Source organism: Flavobacterium sp. KY-23415 (genome assembly GCF_055384985.1).
On record NZ_AP044001.1, the window covers coordinates 2,695,894 to 2,715,992 of the forward strand.

21 protein-coding genes are annotated in these 20,099 nt (G+C 31.9%); 9 read left to right on the forward strand and 12 right to left on the reverse strand.

Annotated elements, in window-relative coordinates; all coding sequences use genetic code 11:
- Positions 1 to 11: 11 nt before the first annotated feature.
- The 5 genes from ACZ49Z_RS11655 to recF all read right to left on the reverse strand — a co-directional run bounded on the left by ACZ49Z_RS11655 (position 12) and on the right by recF (position 4,278).
- On the reverse strand, positions 12 to 593 hold the full coding sequence (locus tag ACZ49Z_RS11655; RefSeq protein WP_464304490.1) for an RNA polymerase sigma factor: 582 nt from the start codon (positions 591 to 593) through the stop codon (positions 12 to 14).
- Entirely contained in the window at positions 584 to 1,693 is a 1,110-nt protein-coding gene (locus tag ACZ49Z_RS11660; RefSeq protein WP_464304491.1) for a glycosyltransferase, read from the reverse strand. The genes ACZ49Z_RS11655 and ACZ49Z_RS11660 overlap by 10 nt, the downstream gene beginning before the upstream one ends.
- A gap of 23 nt (positions 1,694 to 1,716) precedes the next feature.
- A complete protein-coding gene (locus tag ACZ49Z_RS11665; protein ID WP_464304492.1) occupies positions 1,717 to 1,920 on the reverse strand; it encodes a membrane or secreted protein in 204 nt (67 codons plus the stop codon).
- A gap of 225 nt (positions 1,921 to 2,145) precedes the next feature.
- Positions 2,146 to 3,153: a UDP-N-acetylmuramate dehydrogenase gene (gene murB, locus ACZ49Z_RS11670; protein ID WP_464304493.1), complete on the reverse strand. Its 1,008-nt coding sequence runs from the start codon at positions 3,151 to 3,153 to the stop codon at positions 2,146 to 2,148.
- Positions 3,154 to 3,198: 45 nt separating this feature from the next.
- Positions 3,199 to 4,278, reverse strand: a complete 1,080-nt coding sequence (recF, locus tag ACZ49Z_RS11675) for a DNA replication/repair protein RecF (RefSeq protein WP_464304494.1) — start codon at positions 4,276 to 4,278, stop codon at positions 3,199 to 3,201.
- A 199-nt stretch (positions 4,279 to 4,477) separates the two neighbouring features.
- Between recF and ACZ49Z_RS11680 the strand changes: the two genes are divergently transcribed.
- The 8 genes from ACZ49Z_RS11680 to ACZ49Z_RS11715 all read left to right on the forward strand — a co-directional run bounded on the left by ACZ49Z_RS11680 (position 4,478) and on the right by ACZ49Z_RS11715 (position 11,068).
- The gene (locus tag ACZ49Z_RS11680) at positions 4,478 to 5,260 is read left to right on the forward strand and encodes a tetratricopeptide repeat protein (protein WP_464304495.1); all 783 of its coding nucleotides are present in this window, start codon (positions 4,478 to 4,480) and stop codon (positions 5,258 to 5,260) included.
- A 6-nt stretch (positions 5,261 to 5,266) separates the two neighbouring features.
- On the forward strand, positions 5,267 to 5,755 hold the full coding sequence (ribH, locus tag ACZ49Z_RS11685) for a 6,7-dimethyl-8-ribityllumazine synthase (RefSeq protein WP_464304496.1): 489 nt from the start codon (positions 5,267 to 5,269) through the stop codon (positions 5,753 to 5,755).
- 111 nt (positions 5,756 to 5,866) lie between these two features.
- On the forward strand, positions 5,867 to 6,097 hold the full coding sequence (locus ACZ49Z_RS11690) for a hypothetical protein (RefSeq protein WP_464304497.1): 231 nt from the start codon (positions 5,867 to 5,869) through the stop codon (positions 6,095 to 6,097).
- Between the two features lie 16 nt (positions 6,098 to 6,113).
- Positions 6,114 to 6,401 (forward strand): riboflavin synthase subunit beta, encoded by a 288-nt coding sequence (locus ACZ49Z_RS11695; RefSeq protein ID WP_464304498.1) that lies wholly within the window; start codon positions 6,114 to 6,116, stop codon positions 6,399 to 6,401.
- Positions 6,402 to 8,264, forward strand: coding sequence for a DNA mismatch repair endonuclease MutL (gene mutL / locus ACZ49Z_RS11700; RefSeq protein WP_464304499.1), 1,863 nt, complete (start codon positions 6,402 to 6,404; stop codon positions 8,262 to 8,264). It abuts the gene before it with no gap.
- Positions 8,261 to 9,067, forward strand: coding sequence for a rhomboid family intramembrane serine protease (locus ACZ49Z_RS11705; RefSeq protein ID WP_464304500.1), 807 nt, complete (start codon positions 8,261 to 8,263; stop codon positions 9,065 to 9,067). The genes mutL and ACZ49Z_RS11705 overlap by 4 nt, the downstream gene beginning before the upstream one ends.
- 97 nt (positions 9,068 to 9,164) lie before the next feature.
- Positions 9,165 to 10,031, forward strand: coding sequence for a rhomboid family intramembrane serine protease (locus ACZ49Z_RS11710; RefSeq protein ID WP_464304501.1), 867 nt, complete (start codon positions 9,165 to 9,167; stop codon positions 10,029 to 10,031).
- A complete protein-coding gene (locus tag ACZ49Z_RS11715; RefSeq protein WP_464304502.1) occupies positions 10,028 to 11,068 on the forward strand; it encodes an endonuclease/exonuclease/phosphatase family protein in 1,041 nt (346 codons plus the stop codon). Before ACZ49Z_RS11710 ends, ACZ49Z_RS11715 begins: the two co-directional genes overlap by 4 nt.
- A gap of 11 nt (positions 11,069 to 11,079) precedes the next feature.
- Here ACZ49Z_RS11715 and ACZ49Z_RS11720 read toward each other — a convergent pair whose 3' ends face one another.
- The 6 genes from ACZ49Z_RS11720 to ACZ49Z_RS11745 all read right to left on the reverse strand — a co-directional run bounded on the left by ACZ49Z_RS11720 (position 11,080) and on the right by ACZ49Z_RS11745 (position 16,578).
- On the reverse strand, positions 11,080 to 11,691 hold the full coding sequence (locus ACZ49Z_RS11720) for a WbqC family protein (protein ID WP_464304503.1): 612 nt from the start codon (positions 11,689 to 11,691) through the stop codon (positions 11,080 to 11,082).
- Positions 11,692 to 11,760: 69 nt separating this feature from the next.
- Positions 11,761 to 13,479, reverse strand: a complete 1,719-nt coding sequence (gene lepB / locus ACZ49Z_RS11725) for a signal peptidase I (protein ID WP_464304504.1) — start codon at positions 13,477 to 13,479, stop codon at positions 11,761 to 11,763.
- 130 nt (positions 13,480 to 13,609) lie between these two features.
- Positions 13,610 to 14,308 carry a 4-hydroxy-tetrahydrodipicolinate reductase gene (gene dapB / locus ACZ49Z_RS11730; RefSeq protein WP_464304505.1) on the reverse strand — a complete coding sequence of 233 codons (699 nt, stop codon included), beginning with the start codon at positions 14,306 to 14,308 and terminating at the stop codon, positions 13,610 to 13,612.
- A gap of 45 nt (positions 14,309 to 14,353) precedes the next feature.
- Entirely contained in the window at positions 14,354 to 14,914 is a 561-nt protein-coding gene (locus ACZ49Z_RS11735; protein WP_464304506.1) for a DUF5683 domain-containing protein, read from the reverse strand.
- Positions 14,914 to 15,810 carry a ParB/RepB/Spo0J family partition protein gene (locus tag ACZ49Z_RS11740; protein ID WP_464304507.1) on the reverse strand — a complete coding sequence of 299 codons (897 nt, stop codon included), beginning with the start codon at positions 15,808 to 15,810 and terminating at the stop codon, positions 14,914 to 14,916. Before ACZ49Z_RS11740 ends, ACZ49Z_RS11735 begins: the two co-directional genes overlap by 1 nt.
- A gap of 3 nt (positions 15,811 to 15,813) precedes the next feature.
- A complete protein-coding gene (locus ACZ49Z_RS11745; RefSeq protein WP_464304508.1) occupies positions 15,814 to 16,578 on the reverse strand; it encodes a ParA family protein in 765 nt (254 codons plus the stop codon).
- 500 nt (positions 16,579 to 17,078) lie between these two features.
- Between ACZ49Z_RS11745 and ACZ49Z_RS11750 the strand changes: the two genes are divergently transcribed.
- Positions 17,079 to 18,701 carry an amidohydrolase gene (locus tag ACZ49Z_RS11750; protein WP_464304509.1) on the forward strand — a complete coding sequence of 541 codons (1,623 nt, stop codon included), beginning with the start codon at positions 17,079 to 17,081 and terminating at the stop codon, positions 18,699 to 18,701.
- A gap of 216 nt (positions 18,702 to 18,917) precedes the next feature.
- Here the strand turns inward: ACZ49Z_RS11750 and ACZ49Z_RS11755 are convergent, their stop codons facing one another.
- Positions 18,918 to 20,045, reverse strand: coding sequence for a methionine aminotransferase (locus tag ACZ49Z_RS11755; RefSeq protein WP_464304510.1), 1,128 nt, complete (start codon positions 20,043 to 20,045; stop codon positions 18,918 to 18,920).
- Positions 20,046 to 20,099 lie beyond the last annotated feature (54 nt).

Genomic DNA, 20,099 nt, shown 5'->3' on the forward strand with positions numbered 1-20,099 from the left:
TATATAAATTCTTATTTAGATTTTTTCTTCTCCTTTTTAGAAATAGTTTCGGCTAATAATTTTTTAGCGCGCAACAGTTTTATTTTAATATTATTCAAAGGCTCGTCAAGTTGTTCAGCCATGTCTTGATAGCTCATTTCTTGAAAATAACGCAATTGTATTACTTCTTGATAGGCTGGTTTCAAGGTTTTGATATCATTTAAAAGTTGCGATAAATTTTGTTCTGTAATAATATCGTCTTCTATTGTTGGAGTCTCATCAACTACATTAAACGCATTTTTGTTATCGTCGTCTGTAATGTCAATAAATAAAGAGGTTTTCTTTTTGCGAAGCATGTCTATATGAACATTTTTCGCAATAGTAATTAACCAAGTGTTAAAACCGAATTCTGGATTATAGGAACCTATTTTATCAAAAGCTTTCGCAAAAGTTTCAATGGTAATATCGTCTGTGTCTGTTTCGTTCTCTGTTCTTTTTAGCATGAAACCATAAACCTCATTCCAAAAAAAATCAAGTAAGAAAGTAAAAGCTACTTGGTCACCCGTTTTTGCTTTTTCTATGTTGTTTAAGATGATTTCTGAATTTATTTCCAATGTACAGGTTTTGAGAAGATATTAGTAAAAAAAACATTTAGTTGTGTGAAAACTAGAAAAAATTCAATGATTGGATACCAGTACATCACGTCTTTTTCGTTTAGTTTTTTTGCTGCATAACCAAGGCTAATCCAAGTAAATAAGTATCGGAAAACAATTATGCCTAGAACAATCATCCATTGGTATTGAAACGCTAATAGCATAATTGCTAAAAGGAAAAAGAATAATTGTGAAACAAAAAACAAGCCCAACTGAAAACGATCAAAAGCAGTATATAATTTTGCCGTTGAAACATGTCTTCTTTTTTGATTAAACCAATCTTTATAGGTTTTTTTAGGTTCAGAATAGGTGAAGCTTTCAGGAGTGTAGCAAGTTGTCGTGTTTTCTTTTGTGCTAGCTTGGTTCACAAATAAATCGTCATCACCAGAACGAATTTTCATGTGTTCCACAAAACCACCAACACTAAAAAAAGTTTCTTTAGTGTAAGCAAGGTTTCGACCAACACCCATGTAGGGTTTTCCCATTTTTGCCCAACCAAAATATTGCGTAGCCGTTAATAATGTTTCAAATCGAATAATTTTATTTAGAAACGAATTTTTAATTTTGTCATAAGCACCATATCCCAAGACAATAGTCTTCTTTTTAGATAATTTTCCGCTCATTTGTTTTATCCATTCTTTTGAATTCGGATAACAGTCAGCGTCAATAAATAATAGATTATTGTTTTTTGCTACTTTAATTCCTAGCGTTAGAGCATATTTTTTATTTCCCCAGAAAGTTTCATTATTTTCAACTTTAACAAGTTTTACGTTGGAATATTGTTTTTCATAGGCTTCAAACAGCTCCAAAGTATCATCTGTAGAAGCATCATCAATTAACACAATTTCATATTCTGGATAGTTTTGTGTAATTAAAAGAGGAAAGAATTTCTTAATATTTTCTGCTTCGTTTTTTGCACAAACAATCACAGAAACTGGTTCATTGTTAGTGATTGTTTCTTTGGGTTTAGAGAATGAAAAACGTCCTAAGATAAAAATATAATAAACAAACTGAATACCAACAAAAGATGCTAGTAACAGCAATAAGACTTGAAAAAGCATAATGAGAAAATTTAATAAAAAAATTAAGAGTGAGATTGGTTATCACAATGCTTCATTTCTTCGGGTGTTTTTCCACAAAAACCACAGTTTTCTCCTTCAGGATTTAGGAATGGACTTTGGCTAGCACATGTTCCAGCAAATTTACCATCTTTTTTAGCCCAAATTTTTATAGTTATGCCAATAACTGCAACTGCTAAAAGACCTATCGTAAGTAGAATTAGTTTCATATATGTAAATTTATTTTTTTATAAGTAATAGTGTTTTTGTTTTAACTCTTATTTTGCAATTATTTACAATTATTTGTAAAGTAAAAGGCAATTCTATATACTAAATATTTATAACTAGTTTTTCTAATGTGTTTTACATTTTTTTTGAGCAGTCATTCTTTATGTGTCCATAAAACTGAGACTGCAAATTTACAAAACAATTAGTATAAATAGTGTGTTTTTAAGTTAAATAATGTTTACTTCCGCTTCTATGCATATTCCAAATAGCTCTAAAATAGTCTCTTGAATGTTTTTTGAGACCGCTAAAATTTCGCTTCCAGTAGCATTTCCATAATTGACTAATACGAGGGCTTGGTTTTTATGAATACCAGCATCTTTAAAGCGTTTACCTTTAAAACCAGCTTGTTCTATTAACCAGCCTGCTGGTATTTTGACTTCCTGTTCAGAAACGTTATAATGAGGCATTTGTGGATGTGTTTTTAGGATTTTTTCATAATCTGTTTTTTTAATTATAGGATTTTTAAAAAAACTTCCACTGTTTCCTAATTCTTTAGGGTCTGGCAATTTACTTTTTCTAATAGCAATAACAGCATTACTCACATCGCGAAGTGTTGGTTGTGTAATATTTTGAGCTTTTAATTCGGTTTCAATTGCACCATAAGAAGTGTTTAGAATATGGTTTCTTTTAGAAAGTTTAAAGGTGACCGCTGTAATGATGTATTTGTTTTTTAGTTCATTTTTAAAAACACTTTCTCTATAGCCAAATTGGCAAGATGCGTTATCAAATGTTTTTATTTCTTGTGTTTCAATCTCCATTGCTTCACAACTAAAAAAGGTATCTTTAATTTCTATTCCATAAGCACCAATGTTTTGAATAGGAGTAGTGCCAACATTGCCTGGAATTAATGATAAATTTTCAATACCGCCATAATTGTTTTCAATACAATAAAGGACGAACTCGTGCCAATTTTCTCCTGCATTAGCTTTTACCCAAACAAAATCATCACTTGAATCAACAATTTCAATGCCTTTTAAATCTATGTGCACAACAAGTTTGTCAATGTCTTTTGTGAGAAGCATGTTGCTTCCGCCTCCTAAAATAAAAATATCTTTTTCGTTATGGAGCAGTGCAGCTAATTCTTCCTTTGTGTGTATGGCAACAAATTGTTTTGCTTTAGCATCGATACCGAATGTATTGTACTTTTTTAAAGAAAAATTAGATTGAAATGTCATTTGAGTTTGAATTTGATAGTGCAAAAATAAGGATAAAATATATAATTAAAGCGTGTATATTCTATAGGATTGATGTGTGTTTTTAATAATATTTTCAGTTCTTTCAGCATGAGTGTCAGAGATAAATATTTGTCCAAAAACTTTATCGTTCACCATGGTAACAATTTTGCCAACTCTAGACTCGTCCAGTTTGTCGAAAATATCATCAAATAATAAAATAGGTAATTCTCCGCTTTGTTCTTTTATGAATTCAAATTGAGCAAGTTTTAAGGCAATTAAAAAAGATTTTTGTTGTCCTTGCGATCCAAATTTTTTAATAGGATAGCCTTCTATTTCAAAAGATAAATCGTCTTTGTGAATGCCAGTGCTTGTGTATTGTAGTGCTCTGTCTTTATTTAAGTTCTGACTAAAAAGTGTTTTTAAATCTGCTCTAAAAAGTTGACTTTGGTAAATTAATTGAACGCTTTCGGCTTCTGTGGAAATAATTGCGTAATATTTTTGAAAAATGGGAATAAATTGTTCTAAAAAATGGGTTCTTTTTTCAAAAATTATTTTGCCTAAAGGTTCCAATTGATCATCATAAATCGCTAAGTTGTCTTTGTCAAAAGTTTGGTTCAAAGCAAAATATTTTAGAAGTGCATTGCGTTGTGCAATTAATTTTTGATATTGAATAAGCTCGTTGAGGTATTTGTTGTCTAAAGTAGAAATAACACTGTCAATAAACTTTCTTCTTGTTTCGCTTCCTTCAATTATTAAATCGGTGTCCGACGGAGAAATAATAACGAGAGGAATAAATCCAATGTGTTCGGAAAGTTTTTCATATATCTTGTTGTTCTTTTTTATGACTTTTTTTTGCCCTCGTTTTAAACTACAAGATATCTTTGCTTCTTGATTTTGTTTGTTGAAAACAGCATCTATTAAGAAAAAATCCTCATCATGTTTAATGTTTTGCGAAGCCAACGGATTAAAATAACTCTTGCCATAGGCCAAATGGTAAATGGCATCGAGGATATTAGTTTTGCCAATTCCATTTTTGCCTACAAAACAATTGATTTTGTTGTCGAAATCAAAAGATTGTGAGGATATATTTTTGTAGTTAAGTAATGTTAAATGCTGTAGAAACACTATGAGTTAAGGCTTTTGGTTAAAATTTAGACAAAAATACTATGAAAAAACAGAAAATAATTAAAAAAAAGCAGATTTTAAATTTAATTGTACCATATTATAATAGGGTCTAAATGAGAATATAGTAATATTTTAAAATATTTTTTGTGTCTGTTTCAATAAAAATTATATTTTTGCAACTTTAATAAACTTATTATAAATGGCAACATATAACAAAAGAGGTTATAAAGTACCCAAACCTAAAGACGTTTTAGATAACGAAAATGAATTTGAAGAAGTATTAGAATCTGGAGAAAGTACTACGGAAGAAGTATTTAACACCCTAGATGCAACCGCTTCAAAAACGGAAGAATGGGTAGCTAAAAATCAGAAGTTAATTTTAGGAGTTGTTGGTGCTATCGCTTTATCAACAATAGGATACCTACTTTACAATAAATTTGCAGTAGAGCCTAAAGAAGAAAAAGCATTGAATGAGATTTATCAAGCTCAGGTTTATTTTAACGATGCATTAGCCAATACACAAAACCCAGATTCTTTGTTTAATTTAGCACTTAAAGGTGGTGAAGGTAAATTAGGATTAATTGGTGTAGCAGAAGAATATTCTGGCACAAAATCTGGAAATGTTGCAAATTATTATGCAGGAATGGCATATTTGCATATTAAAGATTTTAAAAATGCTGAAAAATATTTAGCAAGCTATAAAGCTGATGATGCTATCACTAAAGCAGAAGCATTAGGTGCGTTAGGCGATGCTTATTCAGAATTGAATAAAGTGGATGCAGCTATTGAAAATTATAAGAAAGCAGCTGAAGCAGATGAGAACGATTATACAACGCCGAGGTTTTTAATGAAAGCAGCTCAATTATGTTATTTGAATAACAAAAAAGCTGAGGCAAATGCGTTATTTGTTAAAATTAAAGAAAAATATGAAATGTCTAGAGAAGCTCAAAATATTGATGCTTTAATTACTATGACAGAATAAGCTACTATGGCTACAGAAAATAAAAATTTATCACAGTACGATAAAAACACAATCCCAAATGCGAAAGATTTTCGATTTGGGATTGTTGTTTCAGAGTGGAATGATACCGTTACAAACGGATTGTTTGAAGGAGCAAAAGCTGCATTGTTAGATTGTGGTGCTTTGCCAGAGAATATTATTCGTTGGGACGTTCCTGGAAGTTTTGAACTCGTTTTTGGTTCAAAAAGAATGATAGAAACCCAAAAAGTAGATTGCGTGATTGCGATTGGTTGCGTAATTAAAGGGGAAACCATGCATTTCGAATATGTTTGTAGTGGCACAACACAAGGAATAAAAGACTTGAATGTAAAATATGATGTGCCAACAATCTTTTGTTTATTAACCGATAATACCATGCAACAATCTCTTGATAGAAGTGGAGGAAAGCACGGGAATAAAGGCACAGAAGCAGCTATTGCAGCTATTAAAATGGTTGACCTAAACCAAAAAAAATAAGAATAAATATATTTTAAAAAATAGTAGAAATACATTTAACAAAGTTTTGTTAAATGTATTTCTAATTGTGTCTATTTTTAAGTATTTTTGGTATTATAAAATATCCAAGTTTTGCTAAATAAACCAAAAAATAGAACTTTTAATTATAATCCTCGATTTTTAAACGAAAATCATGTTGATAGTGATGATAATACTTCATCAAAAAAAGATTTTATTTCAAAGTGGAAAGGAGTACAAAAACAAAATAGAAAAGCAAAAGCTACTTTGTCAATAAGTACATTAATACTATTGTTGGTATTATTATTGATAGGTATGTATCTATTAAATTCCTATGTTGAATAATTAAAAAGTGAGTATTATGGGGCTTTTCGGAAAGAAAAAAAACAAAAAATATAGTTATCAACCACGCTATTTTGACGATAAAGGTGAAGGAAATCCTTTTGAAATTAAGCATAAATTTGACGAATATCGAGTTACAATTGGCTCAGATAGAGGGTTGAAAACAAAATTAGTGAAAGCTTTAAACGATTTTAAATACAATCAAAACAGAGAAGCAAATAGACGAATTTTGATTATAGTAGCCATTTTGCTACTTGTTTTCCTGTTCGTTATTGACTTTGATTTATCTATCTTCAAAAAGAAATAAATGTCCAGTATAATACAGTTATTACCTGATCATGTTGCCAATCAAATTGCAGCGGGTGAGGTTGTTCAAAGACCTGCTTCTGTGGTAAAAGAATTGCTTGAAAATGCTATTGATGCAAAAGCAAGTGATATTAAATTGATTGTGAAAGATGCAGGGAAAACTTTAATTCAAGTAATCGATAATGGTATAGGAATGAGTGTTACCGATGCACGTATGTGTTTCGAGCGTCATGCTACATCTAAAATTCGAATTGCAGAAGATCTATTCGAATTGAGTACCAAAGGATTCCGTGGAGAAGCCTTGGCTTCTATTGCTGCTATTGCCCATGTGGAGTTAAAAACAAAACAAGACCAAGAAGAGTTAGGACATCATATTATTATTGAAGGAAGTAAATTTGTTTCTCAAGAAGTTGCCGTTTTACCAAAAGGAACTTCTTTTTTAGTAAAGAATTTGTTTTTCAATATCCCAGCTCGAAGAAATTTCTTAAAATCGGAAGCAGTAGAAATGCGTCATATTTTTGATGAATTTCAACGTGTAGCATTAGCGCATCCGAATATCTATTTTACGTTGATTCATAATGGAAGTGAAACCTATAATTTACCTTCTTCAAACTATAGACAAAGAATTGTAAATCTTTTAGGGGGCAAAACAAATGAAAAATTAGTTCCTGTTAGTGAAGATACCGAAATTGTTAAAATTAGTGGCTTTGTAGGGAAACCAGAATATGCAAAAAAGAGTAGAAGTGAACAGTTTTTCTTTGTAAATGATCGTTTTATTAAGAGTGGCTATCTGCATCATGCGATAATGAGTGCTTTTGATGGTTTGTTGAAAGAAGGGAATCAACCAAGTTATTTTCTTTATTTAGATGTGCCTCCGCACACAATAGATATTAATATTCATCCAACCAAGACCGAAATTAAGTTTGATGATGAACAGGCTCTATATGCAATATTGCGTTCGGCTATAAAACATAGTTTAGGGCAGTTTAATGTGGCACCTGTTCTTGATTTTGAGCGTGATCCTAATTTGGATACACCCTATGAATATAAAGACAAAGATTCTCATTCACCCACCATACAAGTAAATGCCAACTATAATCCGTTTGCAGAAGAAAAACCAGTAAAAGCTAGTAGTAATTCCTATGCTTCAAGTGGAAATTATGCCAAAAAGGAAACAGCAGGTTCTTGGGAAAGTCTCTATGTAGATTTGAGAAAAGATACTGCAGAGGTGGAAAGTATCTCATTTGAAAGTGAAGAAGTTACAGGGTCATTTTTTGAGAGTAAAGAGGTGGAAACAACAACGTCAAGAACCTATCAAATACATAAAAAATATATTGTTAGTTCTATAAAATCTGGAATGCTTGTTGTGGATCAAAACAAAGCACATCAGCGCATTCTATACGAACAATATTTAACGAATATAACCGTAAAACACGCTTCAAGTCAGCAGTTATTATTTCCTTTAGAATTGTATTTTTCAAGAGAGGAAATTCAATTCATAAAAGAATTGCAGCCTTCTTTAGAGAATACAGGATTTATTTTTGAACAAATAAAAGAGGACAGTATTCAAATTGGAGGAATTCCAGTTTCTATTCAAGAAAGTGAAGTGAGTATTCTATTAGAAGAATTAATCAACGGATTGCAAAATGATATTCCAGAATCTACTTTTTCATTAAACGATGGAATAGCTAAAACGATGGCAAAAAGTTTGGCAGTAAAAACAGGAAGTTATTTAACAGAAATAGAACAAGAGAACTTAGTAAACGGATTGTTTGCCTGCAAAGACCCTAATGTTTCTCCTTTTAATAAACCCACTTTTATAACAATAAGTGTAGAAGATTTAGATAAAAAATTTGCATTATGATTAGAATGACAGACATGGTAAAGCATTTGCTTATCATTAATATTATATTTTTTGTAGTAAGTATTGTATTGCCTAACTCTAATGATTTATTGGTTATGCATTATATTGAGAGTGATAAATTTCAATTTTGGCAGCCTTTAACTAGTATGTTTATGCATGGAGGGATTATGCATTTATTTTTTAACATGTTTGCTTTGGTTTCTTTTGGAAGCGCTTTAGAGCAAATGTGGGGTAGTAATAAATTTCTGTTTTTCTATTTTTCTTGTGGCTTTGGAGCAACTTTATTGCATGTAGGAATTGATTATTATGAAGTTCATAGGATGCTTAGTTATGTATCACATTTAAATTTGACTTCGAATGAGATTCATACATTATTAAATTTAGATTATTCATCTTTGTTTGATGTTGATGGGGTGATGAAAGAAGGAGAGATTAAATCGATATTGGATAGAGTTAATGCTAGTCAAGAAGATTTTAATTACATTATAGAGGCTTTTTCTATAACAAGGTCGGTACTTTTAGGAGCTTCAGGAGCAATTTATGGTTTGTTAGTGGCTTTTGCTTTTATGTTTCCAAATGCAGCTCTTGGTATTATGTTTATTCCAATTCCAATTAAGGCAAAATATTTTGTTCCAGGATTGTTAACAATAGATTTGTTTTTAGGATTAAAGGGGAGTGCTCTTTTTGGTAGTGGAGGAACAGGAGTTGCTCACTTTGCACATTTAGGTGGGGCTTTAGTTGGTTTTTTAATGATGTGGTTTTGGAAAAAAAATCAGTTTGATAGAAATCGTTGGGATAGATAATTTTTTTAATATGGTTATAATTCTGTAACAACTTATAATAATAAAGACCTATATAGAGTATAAAGTAGTGGAACATTAATAATTAAAAGAGTATAAAATGAACATTATTGAAGATTTAAAACAGCAATTTAAAACAGGAGGTATTGTTCAAAGGATTATTTTTTTAAACATTGCGGTTTATCTGTTTTCAATTTTCTTTTTCTATTCTTCTCAAGAAAAATCTTTTGAGTTTCCTTTATGGTTAGGGCTGTTTTCAGACATGAAACAGTTAATTTTTAGACCATGGACATTGGTTTCGTATATGTTTCTTCATAATGGTTTTTTGCATTTGTTTTTTAACTTAATGGTGCTTCATTTTTCTGGTAAATTATTTTTAAGCTATTTTACAGGAAGGCAATTCGTTGGTGTGTATCTTTTAGGTGGAGTTTTTGCAGGATTAATCTATTTGTTTTCTTTTTATTTGTTAGGGAATTATTCCATGCTGGTTGGTGCTAGTGCGGCTATTATGGCTATTCTTGTAGCTGTAGCGGTCTATGCACCCTATTTGTTGCTTCGCATGCCATTAATAGGTACAGTAAAGTTATGGCAAGTAGCAGCTGTAATCGTATTGTTAGATTTAATTCAAGTTCCAATCAATAATACTGGAGGTCATATTTCGCATCTAAGTGGGGCTTTGTTTGGTTTCTTATTTGTGAAAGCGTTGCAAAATGGGGTCGATTTAACAAAAGGGATATCTAAAATTCAAGATTTTTTTGAGGACTTATCAAAACCAAAAGCTAAGACACCATTTAAAAAAGTGCATAAAAACACTACAAATTCAAATACAACGAGTACTTTTACCAAACCAACGAGTGAAATTAACCAGAAAAGAATTGACGATATTTTAGATAAAATTAGTAAAACGGGCTATGACAGTTTATCTAAAGAGGAAAAGGAATTCTTATTTAAAGTAGGAAATAATTGAAAAAAGAATCATTAATTAGTAGATTGCTGTTTTTTGTAAATAAGGTTTTGGCTTTGTTGACTTTTCTTGCCTATATCTTACCTTTTCTTGCACCCAAATTATTTCCTTTTCTAAGTGTTTTAACACTTTTGTTACCAATGTTTTTGATATTGAATTTTATATTTTTTATCATTTGGTTGTTGCAGTTAAAACGAAAGCTACTTTTGTCGGGTTTTGTATTGCTAATAGGAATTACTTTTATAAGTAAATTTTATAAGTTTTCTGAAGCTCAATTTGAGCCAGATCCAGAAGATTTTACGTTAATGAGTTATAATGTGCGATTGTTTAATAAATATGAATGGTTGCCCAATAAAAAAGTACCTAGCGATATTTCAGATGTAATTCAAAACTATAATCCAGATATATTGTGTTTGCAAGAATATACTCCTAGTGAGGAGGTGAGATTGCGTAATTATCCCTATAAAAACATAGAACTAGAAGGGAAAAAAAATAAGTACGGGCAAGCTATTTTTTCAAAATATGAGATAATCAACACAGGGAAAATAGATTTTCCAGATTCAAATAATAATGTGATTTATGCAGATATTGTTAAGTTTAAAGACACCATAAGAGTCTATAGTATGCACTTGCAATCTGTAAAAATTAGTACCGATATTCATGAAAAATTAGATGAAAGCAAATCAAAATTCATCTTTAAAAGAATAAGCGAAGCATTCAAGCAGCAACAATTACAGTCCGAGTTGATTAAAGAACATTATTTAAGTTGCCCATATTCGAAAATTATTTGTGGAGACATGAATAATAGCGCTTTTTCCTATGTTTATAGAAATATAAAAGGAGAAATGAACGATGCATTCGAAGAGTCGGGAATTGGCTTTGGGAAGTCTTATAATTTTAAATATTATCCTGCACGAATTGATTATGTTTTTGCGGAAAAAACTTTTGAAATTAAAGAATTCATAACGAATAATCAAATCAAACTGAGCGATCATTTCCCTGTCATAACCCGATTAAAAATTAAAGAACAGAAAAAATAAAAAAAAGCAGATTATAGTTTCTGCTTTAATAGATAATCCTTTGCATGTCTTCCTTCATTAAATAATAAATCTAAGATACTAAGGTTAGGAAGAAATCCGAACTTTTCATCAAAAACTTGAGTGTAACTTTCGTTTATGAATGTGTCTTTTTTTCCATTGGCTAAATGCCTAAAATCGGTAAAGTTAGTAGCTTCATGAAAATATTCTTCAGTTTTTGAAAAAGGCAATTCCACACCTAAACAGTCATTGATTATTTCAAATATTTCAAAATTTAAGTCCATCATGAAAGTATGTTTCTTTTCAAAAATAGGAATAAAATCATCTTCAAAATACTCAAAAAAAGGAGATGTTCTGTAGGCAGCTTCAAGAGATTTGAAATGATTTTTTTGCCAGCCAAATGCATTTTCAATTTTTATCTCTTTGTATTTTTGGTGTACAGTTTTGCTGTGTTTTACAGGAATGTTTAGCATTTGAACACCATTTGGACTATAAATATACATCCTGTTCCTATTCGTTTGTTTTTGGAAGTTATCTTCCATTTCAAAAGTAATTGTTTCCGCTTGCAACATAGCAGCATATTGACTTATTGAAGGGAAATAGGTAGGGTGTAATAGGATATTCATTTTTTACTATATTTAAAAAAGTTCAAAGTTTTTAACACTTTGAACTTTAAGATTAGACCTAAAATTAGGTTATATGTTTTCTTTTGCTTTCTTCTTTTTCTTCCAAAAATGTTCACCCACAAAATACAAAGCAAGTAACACTAAGAAATATTTAAAATAAGATTGAGGTTGCCCCGTTCCGCTAACTGTAGTGAACAATCTGTCCCAACGGATTCTCCAGTTTTTAATACCGTCATTAATGCCGTCAATACTCATCCAAATAAAGATAGGTTTCCCAACAATATGATCTTCTGGAGTGAAACCAAAATAACGAGCATCTAAGGAGTTGTGACGGTTGTCTCCCATCATCCAATAGTAATTCTGCTTGAAAGTATATGAAGTAGCTATCTGACCGTTAATTCTGATCTCGTCACCCGTAACGGTTAATGTGTTTCCTTCATATTCACCAATAATTTTTTTATAAAAAGGTAGATTTTCTCTGTTCAATTGTACAGTTTTTCCAGCCTCAGGGATGTAGATTGGTCCCATGTTGTCACTATTCCAATTGCGAGTTGGTGAAGGTGTTCCATCTTTGAAATCAGGAAAAACACCATCTTCTGGAGTGTGTTTCACATAGCGTTTTACAGTGCTCACTCTAGAATCGGATTTCATTTTTTCAGCTTTATCGAATGTTAAATTTCCGAAAAAATAATTGCTAGCAGTTTTTAATTTTAACTGATTGTATATATTTTGATCAATGTTTCCTGTGATAATAGAAATAGTTGAATCTCTTTCAAATTCTTCAATTCCAACATTCTTTATTAAATGTTCTTTAACCTCTGGTCTGTCCCATATTTTGTTGTCAATCTCAAAAAAACCTTTACTTTCAGTAATATTATAATCTTCAATGAAACTATCTGTAAGAGGTTCTTTGGTTTTAATAATATAAAAATACTGTGGTTTTGCTCTTTCTGGCAAGATAGACTCTTTACTATTAATAAATACAATTCCATCTTTTATTTGTAAAGTGTCTCCTGCAATTGCGGTACATCTTTTTACATAGTTGGTTTTCTTGTCAATAGGTTTGTCATAGCGTTTATCTGCATCTTTATACATGTTGTATAAAGTATCTGCTGGCCAGTTAAAAACCACGATGTCGTTGCGCTCAATTTTTTGTAATGCAGGAAGTCTAAAATAAGGCAACTGTGGAAAAGTAGTATATGATTTTACATGAGCAATAGGAATGGTATCATGAACCATAGGGGCAGCAACCGTTGTCATTGGAGTTCTTGCACCATAATGAAACTTACTCACGAAAAGGAAATCCCCAATTAAAAGCGACTTTTCTAATGAAGAAGTAGGAATGGTGTATGGTTGAATGAAATAGGTATGCACAAACGTGGCTACCACTATTGCAAAAGCAAGTGACCCAACAGTATCCATTGCTTTGTTAGGCGCTTTAAGGTCACGTTTTTCAAAATAAGTTACTTCTTGAGTATAGTTTACATATAGAATATAAAATCCTAAAGTAAAAACACCCAGAAACATATCCGAAGTAGATTTTTTTCCAAAAGTGCGCAATGTCTCAATCCAAATAATTGGAAAAAGAAATAAATTGATAATAGGAATAAAAAGCAATAGCGTCCACCAAGTTGGACGGTTAATGATTTTCATTAAAACAATAGCATTATATACTGGAACAAAAGCTTCCCAAGATTTTCTACCTGCTTTAAGATATAATTTCCAAGTACCTAAACCATGAATTACTTGAACTAATACTATAAATAATAACCAACCTTGTATTGACATATTTCTCTTTTTTAAGAATAAAGAAAATAGAGTAAAGAAAACAGACTCAATGTAGTCTATTTTGAAAAGACAGCTGTCATGCTCTACAATTCTTCAATTTTGTTATCTAATTTATTAATTTTTCTTTGTTCTAAATTCCGAGCACATCTTTCATTGTGAAGACTCCTTTTTTGCCCAAAAGCCATTCTGCTGCCACAACAGATCCTAAAGCAAATCCTTCTCTAGTGTGTGCTGTGTGTTTAATTTCAATTTGATCTACTTCGCTATCATAAAAAATACTATGCGTTCCAGGAATATTTTCAATGCGTTTCGCATCAATTAAAATATTTTCTTGATCTTTTTTATCGAGTGACCAGTTTTTATAATCCGTATGCTTAATAATACCATTGGCTAAAGAAATTGCCGTTCCACTTGGAGCGTCTAACTTTTGCGTGTGATGAATTTCTTCCATGGTAACTTTATATTGTTTTAGGTTAGCCATCATTTTTGCTAAATATTCATTGAGTTCAAAAAATACATTCACACCCAAGCTAAAATTAGAACCATAAATAAAACTTCCCTTTTTTTCTTCACAAAGCGCAATGATAGTGTCATATTCCTCTAGCCATCCAGTAGTTCCAGAAACTACAGGAATGTTTTTTTCAAAGCAAGTCGATATGTTTAGAACAGCACTAGTTGGAACGCTAAAATCAATAGCAATGTCTGCATTTTCTAGTCCATCAAAACTATCGTTACTTCCTTTTTTTAATACGATTTCATGACCTCTTTCTAAAGCTATTTTTTCAATAACTTTACCCATTTTTCCGTATCCTAAGAGTGCAATTTTCATTTAATATTAGTATGTGTTTTTATAATTGTGTTAGCTAATAAAGTGTTAAAAGTTGTAGGTAAGTCGAACGCCTGTTTTGAATTTAAAATCCACTTCATTTTGAAACATTTCAGGGCGAATAGATAAATTGTCGTTCACATTAAATTGCATTAAGTGAGCATCAACATTAGCGTCAATGATATTTAAAATATAAATAACCCCTGTAATTAAAGCAGACAAGTCCCTGTTTCTTTGGTGAAATTTTTGACCTCGAATTAAACCATCATTCGTAAGATTACCATAAATTGGATGATCTCCCATGTTAGAAGTACCATCCAATCTTTTCTTATATTCGTCTCTAAAAGCGTGATATTTTGTGTTGTTCCAAGTGTAGTAATACAATCCAGCACCTAAACCAGCATATACCAAAGGTATTTTCCAATACTTTTTGTTATAGGCCTGTCCCAAACCTGGCAAAATAGCCGAATAAAAAGCAGCCTTAGCAGGAGCTAGTGGATTGATAGTTGATTTAACAGTGTCTTTTACAACAAGCGAGATTTCTTCCTGAGCAGTAGCAGTAAAACTTATAAATAAGCTTAAAAAGAATATTGTTACAAACTTTTTCACTAATTATTAATCAATTTCAAAATACGATTAAAATCTTCTTCAGAATGAAAAGGAATAGTAATTTTTCCTTTACCATTGGTAGCAACTTTCACATCTACTTTAGTACCAAAGAAACTAGTAAAAGCTTTTTTCTCAATTTCATCAATATCAAAACTACTGTCTTTGGTTTTAACAGTAGAAGGTTTTAAGCTATCCTGATATTTTTTAACCAAAGCTTCTGTTTCTCTAACAGAAAGGCTTAGCGTTACTACTTTATGATAAATGTCTGATTGTACATCTTGGTCTTCAATAGAAATTAAAGCCCTACCATGTCCCATAGAAATAAAACCATCACGCATACCTGTTTGGATAATTGGATCAAGTTTTAAAAGACGTAAGTAGTTTGTAATTGTGGAACGTTTTTTACCCACACGATCACTCAATTCCTCTTGCGTTAGGTTTATTTCATCAATCAATCTTTGGTAAGACATTGCCACCTCAATAGGATCTAAATCATGGCGTTGAATGTTTTCAACCAAAGCCATTACCAACGATTCGTTATCATTAGCAATTCTAATATAGGCAGGAATGGTTTCTAGGCCTGCCAATTTAGAAGCACGAAGTCTTCGCTCTCCAGAAATTAATTGGAATTTATTAAATTCTAATTTTCTAACTGTAATAGGTTGAATTACGCCTAATTCTTTAATAGAAGTAGCTAATTCTTTTAGTGTTTCTTCGTTAAAATTACTTCTCGGCTGAAACGGGTTTATCTCAATTGCATCTAATTCAAGCTCAATAATACTACCAACCACTTTTTCCGCCCCTTTATCTTCAACCGATTTTATATCGTTTGTAGGGTCTTTTAATAAGGCTGATAATCCTCTTCCTAATGCTTGTTTTTTCACTGCTTTCGCCATTTTCTACTTATTTTTCTTGATAATTTCTTCCGCTAAGTTTATATAGTTCGTTGCTCCTTTACTTGTTGCGTCATAGTTAATAATACTCTCTCCAAAACTTGGAGCCTCACTCAATTTGATATTTCTTTGAATCACAGTTTCAAAAACCATATCGTTGAAGTGTTTTTGAACTTCCTCTACCACTTGGTTAGATAAGCGTAAGCGAGAATCATACATGGTTAATAATAATCCTTCAATATCTAATTCAGGATTGTGAATTTTTTGAACACTTTTAATCGTGTTTAAAAGTTTTCCAAGTCCTTCAAGAGCAAAATATTCACATTGAATAGGAATCACCACACTGTCAGCAGCTGTTAACGCATTTAACGTGAGCAAACCTAAAGAAGGAGCACAGTCTATAAGGATATAATCATATTTGTCTTTGACAGATTCTAATGCTTGCTTTAGCATATATTCACGATTTTCCTTATCCACTAGTTCAATTTCAATCGCAACTAAGTCAATATGTGCAGGAATAACCCATACATTTGGAGCAGTACATTCCAAGGTAGCCTCATCTGGAGTATTACTGTGTTCTAAAATTTGATACGTACCAGATTCTACTGTTTCAATATCAATACCTAAACCCGAACTAGCATTCGCTTGCGGATCGGCATCTATTAAAAGTACCTTTTTTTCTAAAACACCTAATGCAGCTGCAAGATTAACTGAAGTTGTTGTTTTTCCTACACCACCTTTTTGGTTGGCAATTGCTATGATTTTACCCATTTGACTATAAAAAATTTTTGAGTGGTAAAAATACAATTATTTATCGTTTTTTCAACTCTATTTTGTTAACAATACATTAAAGTCTGTTTTCTCCTTATTTTACAGAAGTAGTTATACAGTTTTCTTTTTTTAGAAGCAAGAAAAATCTGCTAAAAATAAAAATAGTCCTGCTTTCGCCTTTATCTTTTCTCCTCAAAAAAAGGAGAAAAGGATATCGGTTCTATCAGGGTTATTCATCGAATCCTTTTTTCAAAACAAATAAAAAAAAATATTTCTATTGTTAAAAATTAATCTCGCTTTGGAGAATTTTTTTTATCTCTTTTTTCAGCTTTTTTCTCTTTAGCTGTCTTTAAAGGTTCTTTTTTTACTGCCTTTTTTGCGTCTTGACTTTTTGCCATAATTTCATTTATTTAAGTAAAGATACTTTAAAATAACACACAGTATATTGAAAGCTAATATATTCTTTTAAATTTGCGTCTTAAAAACTTTAAAAGATGAATATGTCAAGACTTGCTTTCTTTTTTTTATTAAGCTCATTTACAGTTTTAGCACAAAAACAAAAAAATGTAGATTTAATACTAAGTAATGCTAAAATCTACACCGTAAATAATGCATTCGAAATGGTAGAGTCCATGGCGATTCATGAAGGTAAAATTGTAGCTATCGGAAGCACAATGGCAATAGACAAACAATACAATTCGCAAAATAGAATCAATGCCGAAAACCAATTTGTTTACCCAGGGTTCTATGATGCGCATGCTCATTTTTATGGTTACGGAATGATGCTGCAAAAAGTGAATCTAAAAGGAACAAAAAGTTTTGATGAAGTGTTAGAAAAAGTAGTTGCCTTTCAAGAACAAAAACAATTAAACTTTATTGAAGGAAGAGGTTGGGATCAAAACGATTGGGAAAACAAAGATTTTCCTTCAAGGGAAAAACTAGACGAACTGTTTCCAGATATCCCTGTAGTGTTAACCAGAATAGATGGTCATGCCATGTTAGTGAATGGGAAAGCGTTAGATTTAGCTGGCATAACTACAATAAGTACCATTGAAGGAGGACAAATAGAAGTTAAAAATGGAAAAGTGACAGGTATTTTGGTGGATAATGCTATGGAATTGGTAAAAGCAATCATACCCAATCCAAGCGTGTCCATAAAAATACAAGCATTGAAAGACGCTCAAGCAGAAATGTTCAAACATGGTATCACTACAATTAATGAAGCTGGTCTGGAACGCGAAACGATTGAGCTAATAGACAATCTGCAACAAAAAGGAGAACTCGACATTAATATTTATGCCATGGTAATGGCTTCTAAAGTAAATATAGATTATTACACGCAATTAGGCATCTATAAAACCGATAAATTAAATGTTCGCTCTTTTAAATTTATGGGCGATGGAGCCTTGGGTTCTCGTGGTGGATGTTTGCACCAACCCTATTCCGACAAACCAAAACAATTTGGAGCACTGCTGTCTCCCATTAGAGAAATAACACGCATGGCAGAACAAATTGCGGCTTCAGAATATCAAATGAATACTCATGCAATTGGCGATTCTACGAATACTGTTTTATTGAAGATTTACAAAGAAGTGCTAAAAGATAAACCTAACAGAAGATGGAAAATTGAACACGCACAAATTATGCGCGAACAAGACTTCGATTATTTTGGTTTAGGAATTATTCCTTCTGTTCAACCCACACACGCTACTTCCGATATGTATTGGGCACCAGATAGAGTAGGAGAAGAACGAATAAAAAATGCCTATGCCTACAAAAAGATGTTAGACAAAGCGGGTTTGATAGCTTTAGGAACCGATTTTCCTATAGAAGAAGTAAATCCTATGTACACGTTCTATGCGGCTGTGGCTCGCAAAGATTTAAAGAATTATCCTGAAAACGGATTCCAAATAGAAAATGCTTTAACTAGAGAAGAAACTTTGAAAGGAATGACTATTTGGGCTGCCTATTCTAATTTTGAAGAAAATGAAAAAGGAAGTTTGGAAATAGGTAAATGGGCCGATTTTACCATTTTCTCCGAAGACTTAATGACAATGGATATAGAGAAAGTACCTTATGTTTTGCCTACTGAGGTTTATATTAAGGGTAAGAAAGTAAAATAATCCGTTGGGTGTAATTAATTTTCGAGAAGTTTTGTTTTCAGTACAGAAGTTCTCGATACATTTTTAATGAAATAGCTGTTCGCATTTCCTTAAAAACACTCGAACTGGTGGTAAATAAAGAATAGCTTTTCAATAGAATCACTGAGAGCAAACGACTTTACTTCGCAACTAACATACAACCTACAACCTAGAACCTAGAACAAAAAAAACACACAACTAAACTTTTCTCAACTTTTCCGCTGCTGCAATTAATGTTTCATCTGTTTTAGCAAAACAAAAACGAAGCATTTGTTTGTCGGTTGCATCTTTATAAAACACCGAAATAGGAATGGAAGCCACACCATGCGTTGTGATTAATTCTTTCGCAAAATCCATATCGTTTTTCGTGCTAATTTGTTTGTAATTTACGACTTGAAAATAGGTTCCCTCACAAGGTAATAATTCAAAGCGACTCCCTTTAAGCAGGTTTTGAAACAAATCGCGTTTGCTTGCATACATGTTGGCAACTGCAGCAAAGTCAACAACATCCAAGTATTCCGAAATGACGTGTTGCGAAAAACTATTCACACTAAAGACAAGAAACTGATGCACTTTTTTAATCTCGTTCATGATTTTTTCTGGAGCAATTAAATAGCCCACTTTCCAACCCGTAACATGCAACGACTTTCCAAAAGAAGAAGCAATAATCGTCTTGTCTATTAATTTCGGACGCGAATTAGCCGAAATATGAGCATGTGCAAACGAAATGTATTCATATACCTCATCACTCAACAATAAAACTTGAGGATGTTTGTCTAGCAAACTTTCCAAAGCTTCAAATTCACTTTCCGTCCAAATTCTACCTGTTGGATTGTGCGGATTGTTAACGATGATTAGTTTTGTTTTGGCTGTAATTCCAGCTTCAATCCTATTAAAATTAGGAGAATAATCATCATTCAATGAAATACGAACGGGTTTTCCACCAGCCACTAAAACCGAAGGTTCATAACTATCATAACTAGGATCTAAAATAAGCACTTCATCACCCTGATTCACCAAAGTGTTAATCACCGTATAAATACCTTGTGTGGCACCAGCAGTAATTAAAAGTTCACTAACTGGGTTCACTTTTCGTTGGTAGTTTTTCGCAGTCAAAGCCGCAATTTTCTCCAACAGCGAAGGCAATCCAGCCATAGGTGTATATTGGTGTATGTTTTCGCGAAGCAAACGCTCGGAAATTTGTAATAAACGTTCATCGACAGGGAAATTAGGAAATCCTTGCGATAAATTAATCGCTCCGTGTTCGTTCGCTAATTGCGACATCACAGAGAAGATACTCGTGGGTATGTTAGGTAGTTTTGACATAGCACGAAAATAATAAAAAAAAGAGGAAAACGAGGTAATACTTTTAAATGTTTT